The 19,551-nt window shown below is 73.0% G+C and carries 15 protein-coding genes and 1 riboswitch; of the genes, 8 read left to right on the plus strand and 7 right to left on the minus strand.

The features are described from left to right. Positions 1-209 precede the first annotated feature (209 nt). Both BM290_RS09280 and BM290_RS09285 read left to right on the plus strand, forming a co-directional pair. Positions 210-731 carry a hypothetical protein gene (locus tag BM290_RS09280; protein WP_093612038.1) on the plus strand — a complete coding sequence of 174 codons (522 nt, stop codon included), beginning with the start codon at positions 210-212 and terminating at the stop codon, positions 729-731. Between the two features lie 178 nt (positions 732-909). Next, complete coding sequence (locus tag BM290_RS09285) at positions 910-2,394, plus strand: glutamate-cysteine ligase family protein (protein WP_093612040.1); 1,485 nt, start codon at positions 910-912, stop codon at positions 2,392-2,394. On the opposite strand, the gene BM290_RS09290 is transcribed toward BM290_RS09285, so the two are convergent. The 6 genes from BM290_RS09290 to BM290_RS09315 all read right to left on the minus strand — a co-directional run bounded on the left by BM290_RS09290 (position 2,331) and on the right by BM290_RS09315 (position 10,738). Further along, positions 2,331-2,747: a cobalamin biosynthesis protein gene (locus tag BM290_RS09290; protein ID WP_093612042.1), complete on the minus strand. Its 417-nt coding sequence runs from the start codon at positions 2,745-2,747 to the stop codon at positions 2,331-2,333. The two genes, BM290_RS09285 and BM290_RS09290, sit on opposite strands and share 64 nt — an antisense overlap. Next, entirely contained in the window at positions 2,744-4,084 is a 1,341-nt protein-coding gene (locus BM290_RS09295; protein ID WP_093612044.1) for a cobyrinic acid a,c-diamide synthase CobB, read from the minus strand. Before BM290_RS09295 ends, BM290_RS09290 begins: the two co-directional genes overlap by 4 nt. Beyond that, positions 4,078-4,677, minus strand: coding sequence for a cob(I)yrinic acid a,c-diamide adenosyltransferase (gene cobO / locus BM290_RS09300; RefSeq protein WP_093612046.1), 600 nt, complete (start codon positions 4,675-4,677; stop codon positions 4,078-4,080). Before cobO ends, BM290_RS09295 begins: the two co-directional genes overlap by 7 nt. Positions 4,678-5,165: 488 nt before the next feature. Continuing rightward, on the minus strand, positions 5,166-7,466 hold the full coding sequence (locus BM290_RS09305) for a VWA domain-containing protein (protein WP_093612048.1): 2,301 nt from the start codon (positions 7,464-7,466) through the stop codon (positions 5,166-5,168). 33 nt (positions 7,467-7,499) lie between these two features. After that, a riboswitch (cobalamin riboswitch) is annotated at positions 7,500-7,617 on the minus strand. Between the two features lie 170 nt (positions 7,618-7,787). Then, complete coding sequence (locus BM290_RS09310) at positions 7,788-9,344, minus strand: gluconokinase (protein ID WP_093612050.1); 1,557 nt, start codon at positions 9,342-9,344, stop codon at positions 7,788-7,790. Positions 9,345-9,454: 110 nt separating this feature from the next. Then, complete coding sequence (locus tag BM290_RS09315) at positions 9,455-10,738, minus strand: citrate synthase (protein ID WP_093612052.1); 1,284 nt, start codon at positions 10,736-10,738, stop codon at positions 9,455-9,457. A gap of 173 nt (positions 10,739-10,911) precedes the next feature. On the opposite strand from BM290_RS09315, the gene BM290_RS09320 reads away from it, so the two are divergent. Together BM290_RS09320 and BM290_RS09325 are read left to right on the plus strand one after the other, a co-directional pair. Continuing rightward, complete coding sequence (locus BM290_RS09320) at positions 10,912-11,721, plus strand: universal stress protein (protein WP_093612054.1); 810 nt, start codon at positions 10,912-10,914, stop codon at positions 11,719-11,721. 29 nt (positions 11,722-11,750) lie between these two features. Next, positions 11,751-14,081, plus strand: coding sequence for a putative bifunctional diguanylate cyclase/phosphodiesterase (locus BM290_RS09325; protein ID WP_093612056.1), 2,331 nt, complete (start codon positions 11,751-11,753; stop codon positions 14,079-14,081). Between the two features lie 7 nt (positions 14,082-14,088). On the opposite strand, the gene BM290_RS09330 is transcribed toward BM290_RS09325, so the two are convergent. Beyond that, on the minus strand, positions 14,089-14,730 hold the full coding sequence (locus BM290_RS09330) for a hypothetical protein (RefSeq protein WP_093612058.1): 642 nt from the start codon (positions 14,728-14,730) through the stop codon (positions 14,089-14,091). 89 nt (positions 14,731-14,819) lie between these two features. On the opposite strand from BM290_RS09330, the gene BM290_RS09335 reads away from it, so the two are divergent. The 4 genes from BM290_RS09335 (at position 14,820) to BM290_RS09350 (ending at position 19,524) form a co-directional block, all read left to right on the plus strand. Further along, a complete protein-coding gene (locus BM290_RS09335; RefSeq protein ID WP_093612060.1) occupies positions 14,820-15,593 on the plus strand; it encodes an exodeoxyribonuclease III in 774 nt (257 codons plus the stop codon). Positions 15,594-15,657: 64 nt separating this feature from the next. Further along, positions 15,658-17,310, plus strand: coding sequence for a SpoIIE family protein phosphatase (locus tag BM290_RS09340; RefSeq protein ID WP_093612062.1), 1,653 nt, complete (start codon positions 15,658-15,660; stop codon positions 17,308-17,310). Positions 17,311-17,359: 49 nt separating this feature from the next. Next, entirely contained in the window at positions 17,360-18,412 is a 1,053-nt protein-coding gene (locus BM290_RS09345; RefSeq protein ID WP_093612064.1) for a cobalamin B12-binding domain-containing protein, read from the plus strand. 869 nt (positions 18,413-19,281) lie between these two features. Continuing rightward, complete coding sequence (locus tag BM290_RS09350) at positions 19,282-19,524, plus strand: hypothetical protein (protein WP_093612066.1); 243 nt, start codon at positions 19,282-19,284, stop codon at positions 19,522-19,524. Positions 19,525-19,551: the final 27 nt, after the last annotated feature.

Raw genomic sequence — 19,551 nt, forward strand, 5'->3', positions numbered from 1 at the left:
CCCGCCGGTTGTCTCGGCTCTGCTCCAGTTCACCCCTTCGGGGGTACCTGGAGGGTGGATTTCCCCAGATCAGTGCGGATCCGGGGGCGGGTTGGCGGAAATCGGGACGGGCCGCCTGAGCGGGCGGTATGCAGTGAGAGGAAATTCACTCACGGTATTGAGACGTGTTCGCTCCGTAGCATGAAGGTACTTCCAGGAGGTGACCCCCCATGGACGACACCGAGCTGCACCGCGAGCGGATCCTCCGGCACGTAAGTCCGATCATCACCGGCCGCTTCGTCGGTTTCCAGACGTCCTACACCCGTGAGGTGCGCATCGGCCGGCCGGTCGCCCTCGCCGTCTTCCTGATGGCCGGCATCGCCCAGCTCATCGGCTCCCTGTTACGGATGACCCCGGCCCGCCGCACCCTCAAGGAGCTGCGCAAGGGCCCGGAGTTCCTGGTGACGCCGGTCCGGCTGCGCGACGACCTCGGGCAGATCTACGAGATCGAGATGCACGGGCAGCTGCCGCAGTCGGCGCTGCACCGCGGCGACCTGATCCAGGTGCGCACCGAGCCGCAGGCCGACCCGACCCTCCCGGTCCGGTTGCTGCAGGTGGTGAACCTGACGACGATGCAGCCGCTGACCCCGCGCATCCCCACCCAGTGGTCGCACATGGGCCCGGCGCTGCTGCTGCAGGCCGCCGTCGGCGTGACGATCTTCGGCGCCGTGATGGCCGTCTGGCTGGGATGATTTTCCGCCCGGCGGGGTACGAACCACGCCCATGGAAGATCGTTTGGACATCTGGCGAGAATGGACGGTCCGCACCGGGCGCTCCGCCATCGACAGCCGTCATCATGGCGTTGGGGGAGCGCGGCTACGGCGCCGCACGCTTCCCTGGCGTCTCTGACGGCTCGAAAGGTGGTGCGCGGTGGGCGAGAAAGTCGACCAGACCAATTTCACCCGCGAGGACCGGACCCGCTACCGGCAGAAGATCCGCCGTAGCCTCGACGTGTTCGCAACGATGCTGCGTGAGGCACGATTCGAGTTCGAACGTCCGCTGACCGGCATGGAGATCGAGCTCAACCTGATCGACGACCAGGCCGATCCGGCGATGCGCAACGCCGAGGTGCTGGGCGCGATCGCCGACCCGGACTTCCAGACCGAGCTCGGGCAGTTCAACATCGAGATCAACCTGCCACCACGGCGGCTGGCCGGTGACGACTTCGCCGAGCTGGAGCGTGGCCTGCGGTCCAGTCTCAACCAGGCGGAACGGCGTGCCCGGGCGGCCGGCGCGCACATGCTGACGATCGGCATCCTCCCGACGCTGCGGCGCGAGCACCTCACCGGCGAGGCGCTCACCGCGAACCCGCGCTACCAGCTGCTCAACGAGCAGATCTTCGCGGCGCGCGGCGAGGACCTGGACATCCGCATCGACGGGATCGACCGGCTGGCGGTCACCACCGACACGATCGCGCCGGAGGCGGCGTGCACCAGCACCCAGTTCCACCTGCAGGTGAGCCCGGCGCAGTTCGCCGCGTACTGGAACGCCTCGCAGATCGTCGCCGGCATCCAGGTGGCGCTCGGCGCGAACTCGCCGCTGCTGTTCGGCCGGGAGCTGTGGCGGGAGACCCGGATCCCGCTGTTCGAGCAGGCCACCGACACCCGGTCGGAGGAGATCAGGGCCCAGGGGGTACGCCCCCGCGTCTGGTTCGGGGAACGCTGGATCACCAGCGTCTTCGACCTGTTCGAGGAGAACGTCCGCTACTTCCCGGCGCTCCTGCCGATCTGTGACATCCACGATCCGGCCGAGATCCTGGAGCGGGGCGAGATCCCCGAGCTGAGCGAGCTGCGCCTGCACAACGGCACGGTGTACCGGTGGAACCGGCCGATCTACGCGGTCGTCAACGGCCGCCCCCACCTGCGGGTGGAGAACCGGGTGCTGCCGGCCGGGCCGACGGTCGCCGACACCATCGCCAACGCCGCGTTCTACTACGGCCTGGCGCGGACCCTGGCCGAGGCGGAGCGGCCGCTCTGGACGCAGATGAGCTTCCGGGCGGCCGAGGAGAACTTCCACAACTGCGCCCGGCACGGCATCGACGCGACGGTCTTCTGGCCCGGCCACGGCACGCTGCCGGTCACCGAGCTGGTGCTGCGCCGGCTGCTGCCGCAGGCGTCCGCCGGCCTCGACCGGTGGGGTGTCGCCCCGGCCCAGCGCGACCGGCTGCTCGGCATCATCGAGCAGCGCTGCCTACGGCACCGCAACGGCGCGGCGTGGCAGGTGGAGACGTTGCACGCGCTGGAGGACCAGGGGTACGACCGGGACCGCGCCCTGCACGAGATGGTCCGCCGTTACCTGCCGCTGATGCACGACAACATCCCGGTCCACGAGTGGCCGGCCGCCGCGAAGGGCTGACCGGCCAGCGCCACGGTCACCCCGTCCCGGACGGTCTTCGGCAGGATCAGCACCGCTCCGGGGCCGGCGGCCAGCAGCGCCGCGGCCTCGGCGACGCTGGGCGAGCCGGTCGCGGCGGCCACCCGCGCGCTCGGGTTCGGCACCGGGCGGGCGGCCAGCTGCTCCGGGGTGAGGCCGGTCAGCCGCCAGCCGAACTCGGCGGCCAGCTCCCGGACCCGTGACTCGGCCGCCCGCCGGTCCAGGGTGGCCAGCACCGCGACCCCGGCCGGTCCGGTCCCGGCCGCGGCCAGCACGGCCAGCACCGGCGCCCGCAGGGGGACCCCGCCGCGGGCGCCGAGGCCCAGCACGATCATCGTGCGGCCGCGGCGACCAGGTTGCGGGCCAGCGACGGCGTGCCCGCCCAGTGCAGGTGCAGGTAGGACGCGTGCACCGTGGGCGTGGCGAAGCCCTCCGGGTCGGCGCCGCGCCACGCCCAGGCCGCGCCGGCCGCCGGGGAGAGCAGCAGACCCGACCGCGGGTGGACCGTGGTGCGGTGGAACTCGTGCCCGGTGACGCGGGTGCCGGCCGGCGCGAGAGGGCTGTCCGACAGCGCCACCGCGTCCCGGTAGCCGAGGGTCAGCGACGGGGTCATCACCGCCTCCGCGTCGAGGACCCCGCACATCGGCTGCCCGTCGAGGGTGCGGCACAGCCAGAGCAGGCCGGCGCACTCGGCGGCGATGACACCCGTGAACCCGGCGACCTCGGCCCGCAACGCCGCGTTCGCGGAGAGGGCGACGGCGTGCACCTCGGGGAAGCCACCGCCGACGACCAGCGCCCGGGTCCCGTCCGGTAGGGAGGAATCGTGCAACGGGTCGAACGGGACGACCGTCGCTCCGGCCCCGGTCAGCAGCTCGGTCGTCTCGGCGTACGAGAACGAGAAAGCCGGACCACCGGCGACCGCGACCACCGGGCTCCCCGGCACCGGGTCCGCCGCGATCGGTGACCACGGCGCAGCCGTGAACGACGGCGCCGACCGGGCCACCGCGGCGACCGCGTCCAGATCGACCGACGTCGCGATCAGCGTGGCCAGGGCGTCCACCGAGGCCAGGGCTTCGGCGCGGCGTTCCGCGGCGGGGACCAGCCCGAGATGCCGGGACGGCGCGGCCACCGCGTCGGCCCGCCGCAGCGCGCCCAGCACCGGTGTGCCGACCTCCTCGCAGGCGTCGCGCAGGATCTGCTCGTGGCGGTCCGAGCCGACCCGGTTGAGGATCACCCCGGCCATCCGCACGTTGCCGAAACTGCGGAACCCGTGCACCAGCGCCGCGATCGACCGGCCCTGCGCGGCCGCGTCCACCACCATGATCACCGGGGCGTCGAGGAGTCCCGCGACCTGCGCCGTCGAACCGGTCTCGCCGGCGCCGGTCCGGCCGTCGTAGAGGCCCATCACGCCCTCGACGATCGCCAGGTCGGCGCCCGACGCCCCGTGCGCGAACAGCGGCCCGACCAGGTGCTCGCCGACCATCACCGGGTCCAGGTTGCGGCCCGGCCGGCCGGCGGCCAGCGCGTGATAGCCGGGGTCGATGTAGTCGGGGCCGACCTTGAACGGCGCCACCCGTACCCCGCGCCGCGCGAACGCCGCCAGCAGCCCGGTCGCCACCGTCGTCTTGCCGTGCCCGCTGGCCGGCGCGGCGATGACGATCCGGTTCACCATTCGATGCCCTGCTGTCCCTTGCGCCCGGCGTCCATCGGGTGCTTGACCTTGGTCATCTCGGTCACCAGGTCGGCCGCCGCGATCAGATCCGGGTGCGCGTCCCGCCCGGTGATCACCACGTGCTGGGTGCCCGGCCGGTTGGCGAGCGTCTCCACCACGTCGGCGACGTCCACCCAGCCCCATTTCATCGGATACGTGAACTCGTCCAGCACGTAGAACTTGAACGACTCCGCGGCCAGGTCCCGCTTGATCTGCGCCCACCCCTCGGCGGCTTCCGCGGCATGGTCCCGCTCGGTGCCGGCCCGCTGGATCCAGGACCAGCCCTCACCCATCTTGTGCCAGGTCACCGGGGTCGGCCCGGCCGCGCCGAGCGCCTTGAGCGCGGCCTCCTCCCCCACCTTCCACTTCTCCGACTTGACGAACTGGAACACGCCGATCGGCCACCCGGCGCTCCACGCCCGCAGCGCCATCCCGAACGCGGCCGTCGACTTCCCCTTGCCCGGCCCGGTGTGCACGGCGAACACCGCCTGCCGCCGCCGCTGCCGGGTCGTCAGCCCGTCGTCGGGCACGCTCGTCACTTTCCCCTGCGGCACAACCTCTCCTCCCTCACGGCCTCACGCCGCTCACCGTTCTCGGCCCCTCACAACCCCGCGGTGGTACGGGTCAGACGGTTCCGCCGAAGCCGGCCCGTTCCGTCCGGTCCGGTACACGCCCAAGGCGTAGCCCCCGCCGCTCCCGGCCCGTCGCCGGTCCTGCTCAAACCCCGGCCGGCTCGTCGCCGGTCCTGCTCAAACCTGGGGCCGGCCCGTCGCCGGTCCGGCTCGAACCCCGGCCGGCTCCCAAATCGGTCCGGCTCAAACCCGGCCGGCCTTCAGAGCTGTCCCGGGACGTCTTCGACAGCTCTGAGAACCAACCGGAACCGGCCCGCCGGCGACCCCGGCCGGGAACACCCGCCCCGACATCGACCGGGAGCGCTCCGGTCGTGGCAACCCGGCGGAGGCGCACCGCCCGCGGCGACCTGTTCGCGCCATCGGCCGCCCGCCCGCCGTGAGACCGGAGCGTGGCTGCGCACGGGATCCGATTACGCGGCTCGACGGTAGGCCCGATCCCTCGCGGGCGCACCGTCGGGCACGGTGTCCCGGCCGGGAACCGGGCCACGACGGACGGTCGCCGCTTCGAGGTGGTCGAGGGGCATGACGTCGGCGTTCAGGGCGGCGGCGAGTTTGCGGGCCAGGCCCAGGCGGATCGGGCCGGACTCGCAGTCGACGACCACGCTCGCCACCCCGGACAGGGCCGGGGCCAGGACCAGTGGGTCGGGGCCGCTGGTCGCCCGGCCGTCGGTGACGATGATCAGCAGAGGACGGCGGCGGGGGTCGCGGCGTCGTTCGGTGGCGATCGTGGCGGCGGCCGCCCGCAGTCCGGCGGCGAGCGGGGTCCGGCCGCCGGTGCGCAGCGCGGCGAGCCGCTGCACGCCGACCTCGTGGCTGGACGTGGGCGGCAGCACCACGTCGGCGTCGGCACCCCGGAACGTGATCATCCCGATCCGGTCGCGCCGCTGGTAGGCGTCCCGCAACAGCGACAGCACCGCCGTCTTGACCAGGGTCATCCGTTTGCGCGCGGCCATCGACCCGGAGGCGTCCACGACGAAGAGCACGAGGTTCGCCTCACGCCCCACATGAACCGACTCGCGCAGATCCCGCGGCAGCACCCGGATCCCCCGCATCCCGGTGTTCCGCGGCCCCACTCCCCCGGGAGCCGCGTTGCCGGCGACGAGGCGGGCCCGATCACCGGCGGCAACGCCTTCGGCGGCGCGGTCGAAACCAGCGCTGCCGGGAGGGACGGAGCCGAAACGGGTGCCGTCGAGAGGGGCACCGTCCAGAGGGGCACCGCCGAGAGGGGTGCTTTCGAGGGCGGCTCGGTCCAGGGCGGCTCGCAGGGTGGCGAAGAGGTGCGGGGCGCCGGTGAGTTTGCCCTGCGGGGGCCGGCTTCCGACGACCCGGCCGCGGCGCGCGAAGGCCGGGGAACGGCGGCCCGCGTGACCGCCCTCGCCTCGGGCGGTGATGCGTAGCGTGCGGGTCCGGTAGGCCGGGCCGGCGACCGCGAGCGCGCCCGCCGGGTGGGCCGGCGCCTCCTCGCCGCGTGCGGCGGCGCTGGGGTCGGCGGCGGGGGCGGTGGAGGGGTCGGCGGCCCGGGGACCCTGACCGACAGGTGGGGCGCCTGCGGGAGCAGCAGGTCCGGGGGACGCGTCGTCCGTACCCCCGGAATTTTCGGAAGGTCCGCCGCCGCCGTCTCGCGGACCGTCACCACCGCCTGGTCCTGCGGGGCCGGGATCCGGGTCGTCGTCGTCCTCGGGGTCGGCGGCTGCCTGGCGTTCGGCTTCGGCGAGGGCCTCGTCGAGTTTTTGTTCGTCGGTGCCGGGCGGGTCGAGCGGGTCGGTGCGGCGGCGGTGCGGGAGGGCGAGCCGGGCCGCGTCGGCGACGTCGCCGGCGGTGACCCGGTCGCGGCCGTGCCAGGCGGCGAGGGCGACCGCGCAGCGGGCCACGACGATGTCGGCGCGCATGCCGTCGACGCCGTAGGCGAGGCAGACCCGGGCGATGCGGTCGAGTTCGGCGTCGGGCAGCTGAACCGCCGGCAGCTGGGCGCGGGCGGCGGCGATCCGGGCGGCGTAGTCACGTTCGTGCGAGGCGAAGCGGGCGGCGAACGCGTCCGGGTCGGCCTCGTAGGCGAGCCGCCGCCGGACCACCTCGGCCCGCTGGGCCGCGTCGCGGGGCGCGGCGACCGTCACGACCAGGCCGAACCGGTCGACGAGCTGGGGGCGGGGCTCGCCCTCCTCGGGGTTCATCGTGCCGACGAGCAGGAACCGGGCGGCGTGTTTGACGGAGACGCCGTCGCGCTCGACGTGGGCGCGGCCCATCGCGGCGGCGTCGAGGAGCAGGTCGACGAGGTGGTCGGGGAGCAGGTTGACCTCGTCGACGTAGAGCACCCCGCGGTGGGCGGCGGCGAGCAGGCCCGGCTCGTACGCCTTCACGCCGTCGCTGAGGGCCCGCTGCAGGTCGAGGGTGCCGACGACCCGGTCCTCGGTGGCGCCGACGGGAAGCTCCACGAGGCTCGCGGGCCGCGCCGCCGACGGCCCGCCGGGCGTGTGCGGGCCGTCGGGGCAGCCGGGGTCGGGTGCTGCCGGGTCGCAGGCGAACCGGCAGCCGTGCACGACCTCCACCTGCGGCAACAGGCCGGCCAGGGCGCGGACCACGGTGCTCTTGGCGGTGCCTTTCTCGCCTCGGACGAGCACGCCGCCGACCGCCGGTGACACCGAGGTCAGCAGCAGGGCGAGGCGCAGGTCGTCGAGGCCCACCACGGCCGAGAACGGGTACGGAGTCGTCACCAATGTCCCTTCCGGCGGGTGTCCACGCCCGCGCGTCGGTTGTCGCGAGCGGCCGGAGTTCCTGGCTTCCGGACGCGAGGCCCGGTCACAGTGGCGGGACCGTCCCGGATTCGCACCGGGTTCCTCCGCTACCGCTCGCCGGTCACTCTTTCCTACCGGCCGGTGACCCGTCAACGCGGGCTCCGTCACGGCGGACTCCGTCACGACGGGCTCCGTCACGGCGGACTCCGTCACGACGGGGTCGCGCCGCCGGGGTCGTGGCGATGCCGGCGATCCGCTCGGGTGCGAGCAGGCGCACGAGGAGGCGACCAGCCGCGGTGATCAGCCGCCGACCGCCTTCTCGGTGCCGGGAAGGGGTTCGGGGGCCAGTTTGTCGAGCTCGGCGACCACGTCGAGGACGGCGAGGGCGGACTTCTCCACCAGGGGCCGCAGCCGCCGGTAGAGGTCGGCGTCGTCCGGGTCGGGGCGGACCGGCTCGCCGGTCGGCACCAGCGCGGCGGCCCGGTCCAGATCGGGCAGTTCGCCGATGGCGTGCCGGGCCAGCAGACAGGCGCCCAGCGCGGTGCCCTCGGGCACGTCGGCGACGGTCACCGGCAGGTCCAGGGCGGAGGCGAGGATGGTGACCCACAGTTTCGAGGCGGCGGCCCCGCCGGTGGCCCGGATCTCGGTGAGCGGGTGGCCCTCGCTCTCGAACGAGTCGCGGACCAGGGCGAGCTGCTGGCAGACGCCCTCGACGGCGGCGCGGACCAGGTGCGGGCGGCCGTGTTCGCGGCGCAGGCCGAGGTAGCCGCCGCGCAGGCCGGGCCGCCACCAGGGGGCGCGCTCGCCGAGCAGGTAGGGCAGGCAGAGCAGGCCCTCGCTGCCGGCGACGACCCCGGCGGCCTCCTCGAGCAGTTGCGCGTCGCGGTCGTCGGCGTCCTCGCCGGAGCCGTCGCCGGCGGGCAGGAACGTCTGGCCGGCCCAGCGGACCACCGAGCCGGCGTTGTTGACCGCGCCGCCGATCACCCAGCGGTCCTCGGTCAGGGCGTAGCAGAACAGGCGGCCGGCCTCGTCCCCGGCCGGGCCGCCGACGACGGTGCGCAACGCGCCGCTGGTGCCGAGCGACACCGCCCCGACGCCGGGCGGGGTGGCGCCGACACCGAGGTTGGCCAGCGGCCCGTCGGCGGCGCCGATGATCAGCGGCGTGCCGGCGTCGAGCCCCGTGGCGGCGGCGACGTCGGCGTGCAGCCGCAGCGCATGCGTGGTGGGCACGACCTCGGCGAGCTGCTCCGGGCGGACCCCGGCGATCTGCAGGGCCTCGTCGTCCCAGCGGCGGGAGTGGATGTCGTAGAGGCCGGTGCCGGAGGCGATCGACAGGTCGACGAGGAACGGCCCGCCGGTCAGCGCCGCGACGACCAGCTCCTTGACGCCGCCCCAGCGGGCGGTGCCACGCAGCGTGCCCGGGTCCTCCTCGGCCCACCAGGCGAGTTTGGTGAGCGGTGACATCGGGTGGACGGGGGTGCCGGTGCGAGCCTGGAGCGTACGGCCGTGGCCGTCGGCGACGATCCGCTCGCACTGGGCGGCGGCCCGGTTGTCGGCCCAGGTGACGACCGGGCCGAGCGGCTTGCCGGCGGCGTCCATCGGGACCAGCGCGTGCAGGAAGGAGCTGAGACCGATCGCGATCACCCGGTCGCCCTTGGCGCGGCACTCGGCGGCGACGTCGGTGAGCGCCGTGATCGCGGCGCCGGCGAGGGCGGCCGGGTCGAGCTCGGCGCGGCCCGGGCCGGGCACCGACAGGGGGTAGTGGACGCTGGTCAGGGCGCGGATCTCACCGTCGGGACCGGCCGCTATCCCCTTGGTCGAGGTGGTGCCGGTGTCGATGCCGATCACGACGTCCATGTGTCTCCTCCCGCGGTGCCGCCCGTCGTCACGAGCCTTTCATGCCCGATGGGGCACGAACGCGAACGCCCCACCGGTGTGACCGGCGGGGCGTTCGGCGAGGGTACGGATCAGCGCTGCTCGACCGGGACGAAGTCGCGCACCGGGGAGCCGGTGTAGATCTGCCGCGGACGGCCGATCTTGTTGGCCGGGTCGACCATCATCTCGCGGTACTGAGCGATCCAGCCGGGGAGCCGGCCGATGGCGAACAGGACCGTGAACATGTCGGTCGGGAATCCCATGGCCTTGTAGATGAGGCCGGTGTAGAAATCGACGTTCGGATACAGCTTGCGGGAGATGAAGTACTCGTCGGAGAGCGCGATCTCCTCGAGCTTGAATGCGATCTCCAGCAACGGGTCGGGCTTGTCGAGAGTCGACAGCATCTCCTGGGCCGCCTTCTTCACGATGGCGGCACGCGGGTCGTAGTTCTTGTAGACCCGGTGGCCGAAGCCCATGAGCTTGACGCCCTTTTCCTTGTTCTTCACGCGAGTGACGAACGAGTTGACGTCTCCGCCGTCCTTGCGGATCTGCTCGAGCATCTCGAGGACCGCCGCGTTGGCGCCGCCGTGCAGCGGGCCGGAGAGCGCGCCGATGCCGGCCGAGATGGAGGCGAACAGGTTGGCCTGCGAGGAGCCGACCAGGCGCACCGACGAGGTCGAGCAGTTCTGCTCGTGGTCGGCGTGCAGGATGAACAGCATGTCCAGGATCTTGGCGACCTTCGGGTCGACGTGGTACTGGACGGTCGGCAGCCCGAAGGTCAGGCGCAGGAAGTTCTCGACGTAGTCGAGCGAGTTGTCCGGGTACGGCAGCGGGTGGCCGATGGACTTCTTGTAGGTGTACGCCGCGATCGTCGGAAGTTTCGCCATCAGGCGGATCGCGGAGATGTCCACCTGCTCGGAATCGAGCGGGTCGAGCGCGTCCTGGTAGAAGGTGGACAGCGCGGTGACCGCGGACGAGAGCACCGACATCGGGTGCGCGTTACGCGGGAAGCTGGAGAAGAACGTGCGCATCTCCTCCTGCAGGAGGGTGTGCACACGGATCTTGTCCGCGAAGTCCTGCAGCTGCGCGGCGGTCGGCAGCTCGCCGTTCATCAGGAGGTAGGAGACCTCGAGGAACGTGCTCTTCTCGGCAAGCTGCTCGATCGGGTAACCCCGGTAGCGCAGAATGCCCTGGTCACCGTCGATGTAAGTGATCGCCGAGGTGGTCGACGCGGTGTTCACGAAACCCTGGTCCAGGGTGACGAAACCGGTCTCCTTCAGCAGAGCACTGACGTCGATGCCGCCCGGCCCGTCGACGGCCTTCCGGACCGCCATCGACAACTGACCACCAGGGTGGTCGAGCTTGACATCCGTCATGTATTTCCCTCACTTCACCGGCAGATGTCCCAAGGATTTTGCCGTTCACCGTAAACCCTCAACCTGAATGGGTCATCAGGTGGCCACCTGTTGAGGCATTGGTCACCAGTACGTATGGGTCGTTGCGCCATAGACAATGGTCGGTATATTGCGACTTCGTTACGGGAGGGCCCATGCAGATCCCGGATCAGGGACCCGTCGTCGTGGGGGTCGGCGACCCGGCGACCGACGCGGCCGCGGTCCGCCTCGCCGCACGGGAGGCGTGCTCCCGTGGACGGGTGTTGCAGGTCGTGCACGCTTTCACCGGGCCCGGCGACGCGGGGTGGGGCCAGGCCCGGCGGGCCGCCTCGCACCTGGTCGAGGAGGCGGTCTCCATCGCCAAGCGTTCCACACCCGGGGTCGACGCGCGGCCGCAACTGGTGGATGGCCCGCCCGGACGGGTCCTGCTGCGGACCAGCCGGGGCGCGGTGCTGGTGGTGATCGGCGGGCCGCTGGTCGAGGTGGTGGCGCGGGCCTGGTGCCCGGTGGCGGTGACCCGTGCCCAGCGGACGCCGTCCGGGCCGGTGGTGGCCGCCGTGGACGGCTCGCCGTACGCGACGCTTGCGCTGCGGTTCGCGATGGAGGCGGCCGGCCGGCGGGGCGGGTCCGTGTACGCGGTGCACGTGACCGAGCCGGAGCGGGAGGCCGAGGGCGAGCGGGTGCTCGACGAGGTGCTGGCCCGGGTGGCGGACGCGACGGCCGTACGCCGCCGGATCCTGATCGGGCACCCGGGGGCCGCCCTGGCCCGGGTGTCGCGCAAAGCCGGTCTGCTGGTGCTCGGGCCACGGGGTGAGCACGTGTCCGGGCGGCTCGGCACGGTGGCCGGGGAGGTGCTGCGACGGGCGGTCGGCCCGGCGGTCTTCGTGCACGGCGCGCGCCGCCCGGCAGCTTTCGTGAAGCCCGGTGACGACGTGCCCGTATTGCTACCGTTGACGCATACATAGGTCTTCGGGCTGTACGGGAGGAATGCCCGGTGCGATCGGTACTCCCGCCGGGAATCGCCCGCCGGCTCTGGCAGATCATGGCCGCGGTCGGGATCATCGCCACCACCCTGTACGTGCTCTTCCCCTCCACGTCCCTCGGTGACACCGCGTTCGCCCTGCTCGCCGTCACGGTGATGGCCGCCTGCGTGATCGGGCCGCTGCGCTGGGACGCCGAGCCGCCGTCGGCCTGGCGGGCGATGGCCGCCGCCGCCATCGTCTTCATGATCGGCGTGCTGATCCGCCCCACGGTCACCGAGATGGCCATGCCGTGGCCGCTGCTGGCCGACATCGCCACGTTCAGCGGTTACGTCCTGCTGGCCGTGTTCGTGCTGATCCTGCTCAAGCGCCGGGGCGGCCTGGACCGGCACGCGCTGCTGGACGGGCTGACCGTCTGCCTGTCGGCCGGCGTCGCCAGCGCGCTGCTGCTGGCCCTGCCCGCCGCCGAGGTCCCCGGCCGCGACGCGCTGCTCTCCGCGATCCAGGGCATGTACCCGCTGGCCGACGTGATGGTCGTGCTGCTGATGGTGAACCTCACCTTCACCGCGAAGCACTGGCCGGTCAGCCTGATCGCGCTGATCACCATGATGGCCGGCATGATCGCCGGCGACCTGGCCTACGCGATCGAGGGCGTGCACGGCAACGTCTACGCGTCGCCGCTGCTCAACGTGCCGTTCCTGCTCGCGTACACGGCACTCGGGGTGGCCGCGCTGCACCCCTCCGTGGTGGACATGGGCCGGGCCGCGAAACTGCCCGCCCAGGCCTGGTCGTGGCAGCGCCTGTCGCTGCTGCTGCCCGCGCTGGCCGTGCCGTTCGCCCTGCTGCCGACCCCGGTCGCGGAGACGATCACCGGCCGGGTCCTGATCGCGCTGGCCGGCGTCCTGTCGGTCGCGATGCTGCTGATCCGGGCCGTCTCCGCGGTCCGCGCCCAGGTCGCCGCCCAGCTGCGCTCCGAGCACCAGGCCACCCACGACCCGCTGACCGGGCTGCCGAACCGGCAGTCCATGTCGTCGGAGGTGGCCCGGCTGGTCACCGTGGCCGACCCGGAGGGCCACGACCGGATCTGGGTCTACATGCTCGACCTGGACGGCTTCAAGTGGGTCAACGACTCGTGGGGCCACGACACCGGCGACCAGCTGGTCATCGAGGTCGGGCGGCGGCTGCGCGCGGCGGTTCCGATCGAGATCCCGGTCGCCCGGGTCGGCGGCGACGAGTTCCTGCTCGGTTTCATCGGCGAGAAGGGCGGCGCGCTGCGGCTGGTCGACGACATCCGCGGCTGTTTCGCCCGGCCCTTCCCGGTCCGCGACCACGACGTGGTGATCAGCGCGTCGATCGGCATCTCGCACGCCGCCGCCGACCCGGTCAACGCCGCGGTCACCGCCGAGGCGCTGATGCGCGACGCCGACACCGCCATGTACCGGGCCAAGGGCGAGGGGCCCGGCCGGTCCACCATCTTCGACACCAGCATGCACGCCCAGGTCCGGGAGCGGATCGAGCTGGAGGTGGCGCTGCGGCAGGCCCTCGCCGACGAGCAGCTGTACGTCGCGTACCAGCCGCTGGTCCGCCTCGACACCGGCATCCCGGTCGGCGCCGAGGCGCTGGTCCGGTGGGTGCACCCGACCCGCGGCCCGATCCCGCCGATGACGTTCATCCCGATCGCCGAGGACGCCGGGCTGATCAACGCGATCGGCACGTGGGTGCGCAAGGAGGCGCTGCGCCAGCTGGGCGTGTGGCGCTCGGAGGGCAGCGTCACCGACGACTTCTACCTGTCGATCAACGTGTCGCCGCGCCAGCTGTCCGACCCGGAGCTGCCGCTGATCGTCTCCGGAGAGATGCTGCGGTACGGCGTACCCGCGCAGTGTGTGGCCCTGGAGATGACCGAGTCGGTGATGGTCGACGGGTCCAGCGTCACCTCCCGGGTCCTCTTCGAGCTGCGCGAACTCGGCGTGAAGCTGCTGGTCGACGACTTCGGCACCGGTTTCTCGGCGCTCGGCTACCTGCGCCGTTTCCCGGTCACCGGCGTCAAGATCGACAGGTCGTTCGTGACCGGGCTCGGCGTCAACCACGAGGACGACGAGATCGTCCGGGCGGTGGTGGCGATGAGCCACGCCCTCGGCCTCTCGGTGATCGCCGAGGGCGTGGAGACGCCGCTGCAGCGGGAGGCGCTGTGGTCGGTCGGGGTGGTCAACGGGCAGGGCTGGCTGTGGGGCGCGGCGGTGCCGGCGCCCGAGTTCGCCCAGCGCTGGCGGGACGCGATCGTCCGGTCGCCGCACCTGCCGGCGATCCTGTCGGACCCGTCGGGCCGGCACCGCCGGCCCGGCTGATCCCCGGTCAGACCCGGGCCACCCGGCGATCCTGGCCGCCGTCCGGCCGGCCCCGGTTGTATCCGGAACGGCGCTCCTCCCGCCGGAACGGGGCGTCGCTCTTCGGGAACTCGTACATCCAGAACGACTGGGCGTCCAGGCGGGTCGGCTGCGCCCGGCCGTACTCGGCGGCCCGGCTCAGGATCACCGCGATCATCCGGGGCAGCTGGTGGCGCTCCTCGTTGTACGAGCAGATGTCGAAGAACACCTTGCCGTCCACCTCGCCGATCGGCGCGTACATGGCCCGCTGCAACGCGACGAAGACACCCTGACCGCGGTGTCCCAGCGCGGAGCCGGCGAACAGGCAGTAGAACAGGCGGCGCTGCTCGTACAGCTCGGGGAAGTGGTATTTGAAATACTCCGCCGAGATCAGCGGGATCGACTCCAGCTCGTTGGTGAGCGTGCCCATGCCGATCACCGCGCCGTCCTCGTCGTCCAGCGCCATGTATTTGCCGATCCGTTTGTCGGCCATCACCTCGTCGAACTCGCTGCGGTACATGAGGTGCCGGTTGACCGCCAGATACTGCAGATCGCTGAAGCAGTCCTGGTAGAAGTCCCAGGACTCGTCCGACAACTCGGCCGGCAGCTCGGGCATGATCTCCAAGCGCATGTCGTCGCCCCCTCTCTCGCCGACAAACCTTTCACCGACCCCGGCCCCGCGCGGGCGACTCCGGCAATTCACCGGGTAAGAAAGCGGGTATGCGCTTCGCCACCTGGAACGTCAACTCGGTCAAGGCCCGGCTGCCCCGGCTGCTCGACTGGCTGGCCGGCACCGCCCCCGACGTCGTGTGCCTGCAGGAGACCAAGGTCACCGCGGACGGCTTCCCGGAGCGGGAGGTCGCCGAGCTGGGGTATGCGACGGCGGCGTACGGCCAGGGCCGCTGGAACGGGGTCGCCCTGCTCTCCCGGATCGGCCTCGACGACGTGCGCCGCGGGTTCGCCGGCGAGCCCGGATACCCCGACCCGGAGGCGCGGGCGATCAGCGCCCGGTGCGGCGGGATCCGGTTCATGTCGGTGTACGTGCCGAACGGGCGCACCCCCGACGACCCGCACTACACGTACAAGCTGCAGTGGCTGGCCGCCCTCCGCGACGCCCTGGTCCCCGATCTGAAGGCCGGCCCGCTGGTGGTGGCCGGCGACTACAACGTCGCGCCCACCGACGCCGACGTGTGGGACGTCACTCTCTTCGCCGCGTCCACCCACGTGACGCCGCCGGAACGGGCCGCGCTCGCCGCGATCCGGGACATCGGGCTGGCCGACATCCCGGCCCGGCCGCTCAAGGGCGACCACCCGTTCACGTACTGGGACTATCGTGCCGGCATGTTCCATCAGAACAAGGGCATGCGGATCGATCTGGTGTACGGCAGCGCCGACGTCACCGGGCGGGTGTCCGACGCCTACGTGGACCGCGAGGCCCGCAAGGGCAAAGGGCCCTCCGACCACGCCCCGATCGTGGTCGACCTGACCGATTGACAACGAAGGCACGTAGGCTGGGGTCGATTCCGGTTGGTCCGGCGAAGTGGGGAGGGAGGCGCGGATGACAGCACCGACACCGGCGGTCGTTCCGGCGCCCGCGCTCCTCACCGCCGTCTTCGAGGCCGCCTCCGAGGCGATGGTGCTGTGCGCCACGGCCGGTGACGTGGTGGTGATGGCCAATCAGGCGGCCCGCCGTCTGCTGACCGGCGCGCGCCCCGGCCGCCGCGTGGCCGCCCCGCTGCCCGCCGACGGCGCCGACTCGTTCCAGGCCGAGCACGAGGGCCGCCAGCTGTATGGGATGCGCCGCTCCGTCGACGACCAGCACTACGCGTGGTTCCTGCGGGACCGTACCGAGTCCGCCGCCCTGGAGGTGGAGCGTTCCCGGACCGCGTTCCTGGCCGAGGCGGGCCGCCGGCTGTCCGCGTCCCTGCACGTCCGCCGGACCGTCCGGACCACCGTCGAGCTGGCCGCCGCCCACCTGGCCGACGCCGCGATCGTGGTGCTGCCGCCGAGCCGGCGCCAGAGCGACTGGACCAGGCTGCTGCCCGGCCTGCCGGTCGAGGAGGGCACTCTCCGCGAGCCGCAGCTCGGCGAGGTGCCCGGCCTGGTCGAGGCGCTCGGCGGCTTCCCGCCGATCCCGAGCCGCTGGCTCGACCCGGCGCAGGCGCCCGCCTGGCTGGTTCCGGCCGGCTTCGGGCCGGTCGGCGCGCTGCTGGTGACGCCGCTGCCCGGCAACGCCGAGCCGGCCGGGGCGCTGATCCTGGCCCGCTGCGGCGCGGGCGCCGCGTTCACCGGCGAGGACGAGGCGCTGGCCCGGGTGTTCGCGGCCCGCGCCGGCGCGGCGATCGCGGCCGCCGTGCTCTACCGCGAGCAGGTCGACACCGCCGCCGTGCTGCAGGCCGACCTGCTGCCGCCGGAGCTGCCGCAGCCCGACGGCTTCGAGCTGTCCGGCTCCTACCAGGCCGCCGGTGACACCATGCGCGTCGGCGGCGACTTCTACGACGTGTTCGGCCCGGCCACCGCCGGCGGCGACACGATGATCGCCCTCGGCGACGTCTGCGGCACCGGCCCCGAGGCGGCCGTCCTCACCGGCAAGGTCCGCCAGACGCTGCGGGCGCTGGGCCTGGTGCAGAGCGAGCCGGCCGCCATGCTGACCGTGCTGAACGAGGCGTTGCTGCAGTCCGCCCGTCAGCCCCGGTTCGTGACCATGGTGGTCGGCTCGGTCCGGCGTGCCGATCACGGCCGGGTCCGGCTCGAGCTGGCCAGCGGCGGCCACCCCGCCCCGCTGGTGCTGCGCGCCGACGGCACCGTCGAGGAGGTCCCGACCAGCGGCACCCTGATCGGTGTCCTGCCCCGTACGGTGGTGCGGCCGGCCACCGTCGAGCTCGCGCCCGGCGAGCTTTGCCTGCTCTACAGCGACGGCCTCACCGAGGCGCGCGGCGGCCCGTCCGGCACCGAGCAGTTCGGCGAGGACCGGCTGCACCACGCGCTCGCCGAGTGCCGCGGCATGCCCGGCGCCGCCACCGTCGACCGGCTCCGCCAGCTGGTCGCCGACTGGGTCCGCGGCGGCGGCTCCGACGACATCGCGATGCTGGCGGTCCGTGCCCCGTCCCGTACCCCCCTGAGCCTGCGCGACGGCGGCGCCCCCACCCCGTCGCCGTATGTCGTCGCCGCCCGCCGCAGCGACCGCCGCCCCCGGACCACGCGCCCATGACCACCGTTCACCCACGCGCCCACGGCCTTCCCACCGCCGGAGGGCGGTCATGACCACCGCCGCCGGGACGCTCACGCCGATCACCCCGCGCATCGCCGACGCCTACCTCCATCTGGTCGCCGACGGTGACGAGATCGGCGCCACCGAGCTGGTCAGCGCCCTCCTCGCCGACGGCGTCCCCGCCCAGCGGATCATCGTCGACCTGATCGGCGGCGCCCAGCGGCGCGTCGGCGAGCTCTGGGCCGCCAACCGGTGGTCGGTCGCCCGCGAGCACGCCGCCACCGCCGTCGGCGAGCGCGCCCTGGCCGCCGTCGCCGCCCGCACCACCGTCCACGCCACCCGCGGCCGGATAGCCCTGGCCTGCGTCGACGGCGAATGGCACGGCCTGCCCGCCCGCATGCTCGCCGAGTTGCTGCGCCTCGACGGCTGGCGGGTCGACTTCCTCGGCGCCAGCGTCCCCGGCCGACACCTGATCGTCCACCTGCACCAGACCGGCCCCGACGCGGTGGCGCTGAGCTGTATGCTCCCCACCCGCCTCCCCCGGGCGCACGCCGCGATCACCGCCTGCCGCGCGGCCGGCCTCCCGGTGATCGCCGGCGGCCCCGGGTTCGGCCCCGGCGGCCGCTACGCCGAACGCCTCGGCGCCCAGGCCTGGGCCGCCACCGGCGAGGAGGCCGTGATCCGCCTCGCCACCGACTGGCCACCCCGCAACGTCACCGACCTGCCCCTCCCCGAGGACGAGGCCTTCCTCGGCGACGAGGAGTACACCCACCTGGCCCGGTGCCGCCCCCAGCTGATCGCGACCGCCATGGCCCGCCTGGCCACCGTCTACCCACCCGCCGGCGACTACGACGCGGCCCAGACCGAGTCCACCAGCGAGGACATGGGCCACATCGCCGACTTCCTGGCCGCCGCCCTCTACGTCGGCGAACCCGACATCTTCCTCGACTTCGTCACCTGGACCACCACGGTCCTCAGCTCCCGAGGCGTCCCCTCGACGGCCCTGCGCCAGGGCCTCATCCTGATCCGCGACCAACTGGTCGACTTCCCCGCGGCCACCGCGATGCTCAACGCGGCAGTGCGCTCCCTCCCCGGAAACTGAACCCGGCAGAGGTACGCTCCGCCCCTCCCCAACCGCACCCATCTCCTCCCCGGGCTACGCCGCGACGCCCGCCCGTCGTCCCGGCCCCAGCGCGCCCGCCGGGCTTATGCGCCCCAATCGGCCCAAAATCTCAGGTTCCACTCGTAACAGCGCTGGCGCCGACGGCCCACCCCGGCCAGGCCCCAGGGCGGCACCAAATCACCCGAAACAGCGCTGGCCGCTGGCCGCCCACCCCGGCCAGACCCCAGCGCGGCATGAAACCGGCGCTGCAACAGCACCGACGCCGGGCCGGGAGATCGGGCGCCTGATCGGTGGGGTGGCGGATCCGCCGGAGACGTTCGGTGGACCGGGAAACGGGGACGGATGCGGCGAGGCGGGGCGGGGGCGAGTGGTGGGTGGGGCTACGCCCGTGGGGCGCGCTTCGGTCGGGACGACGGGCGGGCGTCGCGTTGTAGTTCGGGCGGTGGTGGCTGCGGTTGGGGACGGGGGCGAGCGTACGAATAAATGGGTGGCGGCCGTGTGGGGGCCGGATTACCGTGAGCGTCATGCTGTGATGCCTTCCCGACCGCCGCCTGTCGCCCGCCGCACCCCGTGCCGGGCCGGGCCGCGTTGTTCTCCGCATGCCGATTCGGCCGGAGTGGGATGGTTGTGCGTTCTCCCCTTCCGGCTGTGGCACGTCCGGAGCTGTGTCCGGACCTACGGCTGATTCACCTGCCGCCCGCCTGCCGCCTGTGGCCGGGCGCGGCGGATGTCGTCCACCCGGGCGGCTCGAAGGGTTCGCCGTCGCTGAAGTGTGCATCAACACCGACCGCGCCGTTGACGGCCGGTCGCTTCCCGCTCCCGTGCGGGAGCCTCAAGGAGGTCGCCTTATGCCTGCCAAACCGTTTTCCGTGCACCTGAACCTCGACGAGATCGCGCAGCAGGACATCGCCGCGGCGTTGCGTCCGGTCACCGGTTCCGGTGGTGGGGACGATCAGCCGGGCGGTCCGGCCGCCGCCCACCACGGGGCGCGGGATGTCCGCCAGGCCGCCCGCGACCGTTCGGGCCGTGATCGCGCCGACCGGGCCGGCAACGCGTCCGGTGGCCGCTCCTACGCGTTCCGCCGCAGCTAGGCCGCGAAAACACAGAGCAACCTCGCA

The sequence above is a fragment of the Actinoplanes philippinensis genome (assembly GCF_900113015.1).
Lineage (GTDB): Bacteria > Actinomycetota > Actinomycetes > Mycobacteriales > Micromonosporaceae > Actinoplanes > Actinoplanes philippinensis.

Coding starts and splice junctions, on each gene's coding strand:
- BM290_RS09280 (WP_093612038.1), top strand. CDS start 210: ATGGACGACACCGAGCTGCACCGCGAGCGGATCCTCCGGCACGTAAGT.
- BM290_RS09290 (WP_093612042.1), bottom strand. CDS start 2,747: ATGATCGTGCTGGGCCTCGGCGCCCGCGGCGGGGTCCCCCTGCGGGCG.
- BM290_RS09295 (WP_093612044.1), bottom strand. CDS start 4,084: ATGGTGAACCGGATCGTCATCGCCGCGCCGGCCAGCGGGCACGGCAAG.
- BM290_RS09310 (WP_093612050.1), bottom strand. CDS start 9,344: ATGGACGTCGTGATCGGCATCGACACCGGCACCACCTCGACCAAGGGG.
- BM290_RS09315 (WP_093612052.1), bottom strand. CDS start 10,738: ATGACGGATGTCAAGCTCGACCACCCTGGTGGTCAGTTGTCGATGGCG.
- BM290_RS09320 (WP_093612054.1), top strand. CDS start 10,912: ATGCAGATCCCGGATCAGGGACCCGTCGTCGTGGGGGTCGGCGACCCG.
- BM290_RS09330 (WP_093612058.1), bottom strand. CDS start 14,730: ATGCGCTTGGAGATCATGCCCGAGCTGCCGGCCGAGTTGTCGGACGAG.
- BM290_RS09335 (WP_093612060.1), top strand. CDS start 14,820: ATGCGCTTCGCCACCTGGAACGTCAACTCGGTCAAGGCCCGGCTGCCC.
- BM290_RS09340 (WP_093612062.1), top strand. CDS start 15,658: ATGACAGCACCGACACCGGCGGTCGTTCCGGCGCCCGCGCTCCTCACC.
- BM290_RS09345 (WP_093612064.1), top strand. CDS start 17,360: ATGACCACCGCCGCCGGGACGCTCACGCCGATCACCCCGCGCATCGCC.
- BM290_RS09350 (WP_093612066.1), top strand. CDS start 19,282: ATGCCTGCCAAACCGTTTTCCGTGCACCTGAACCTCGACGAGATCGCG.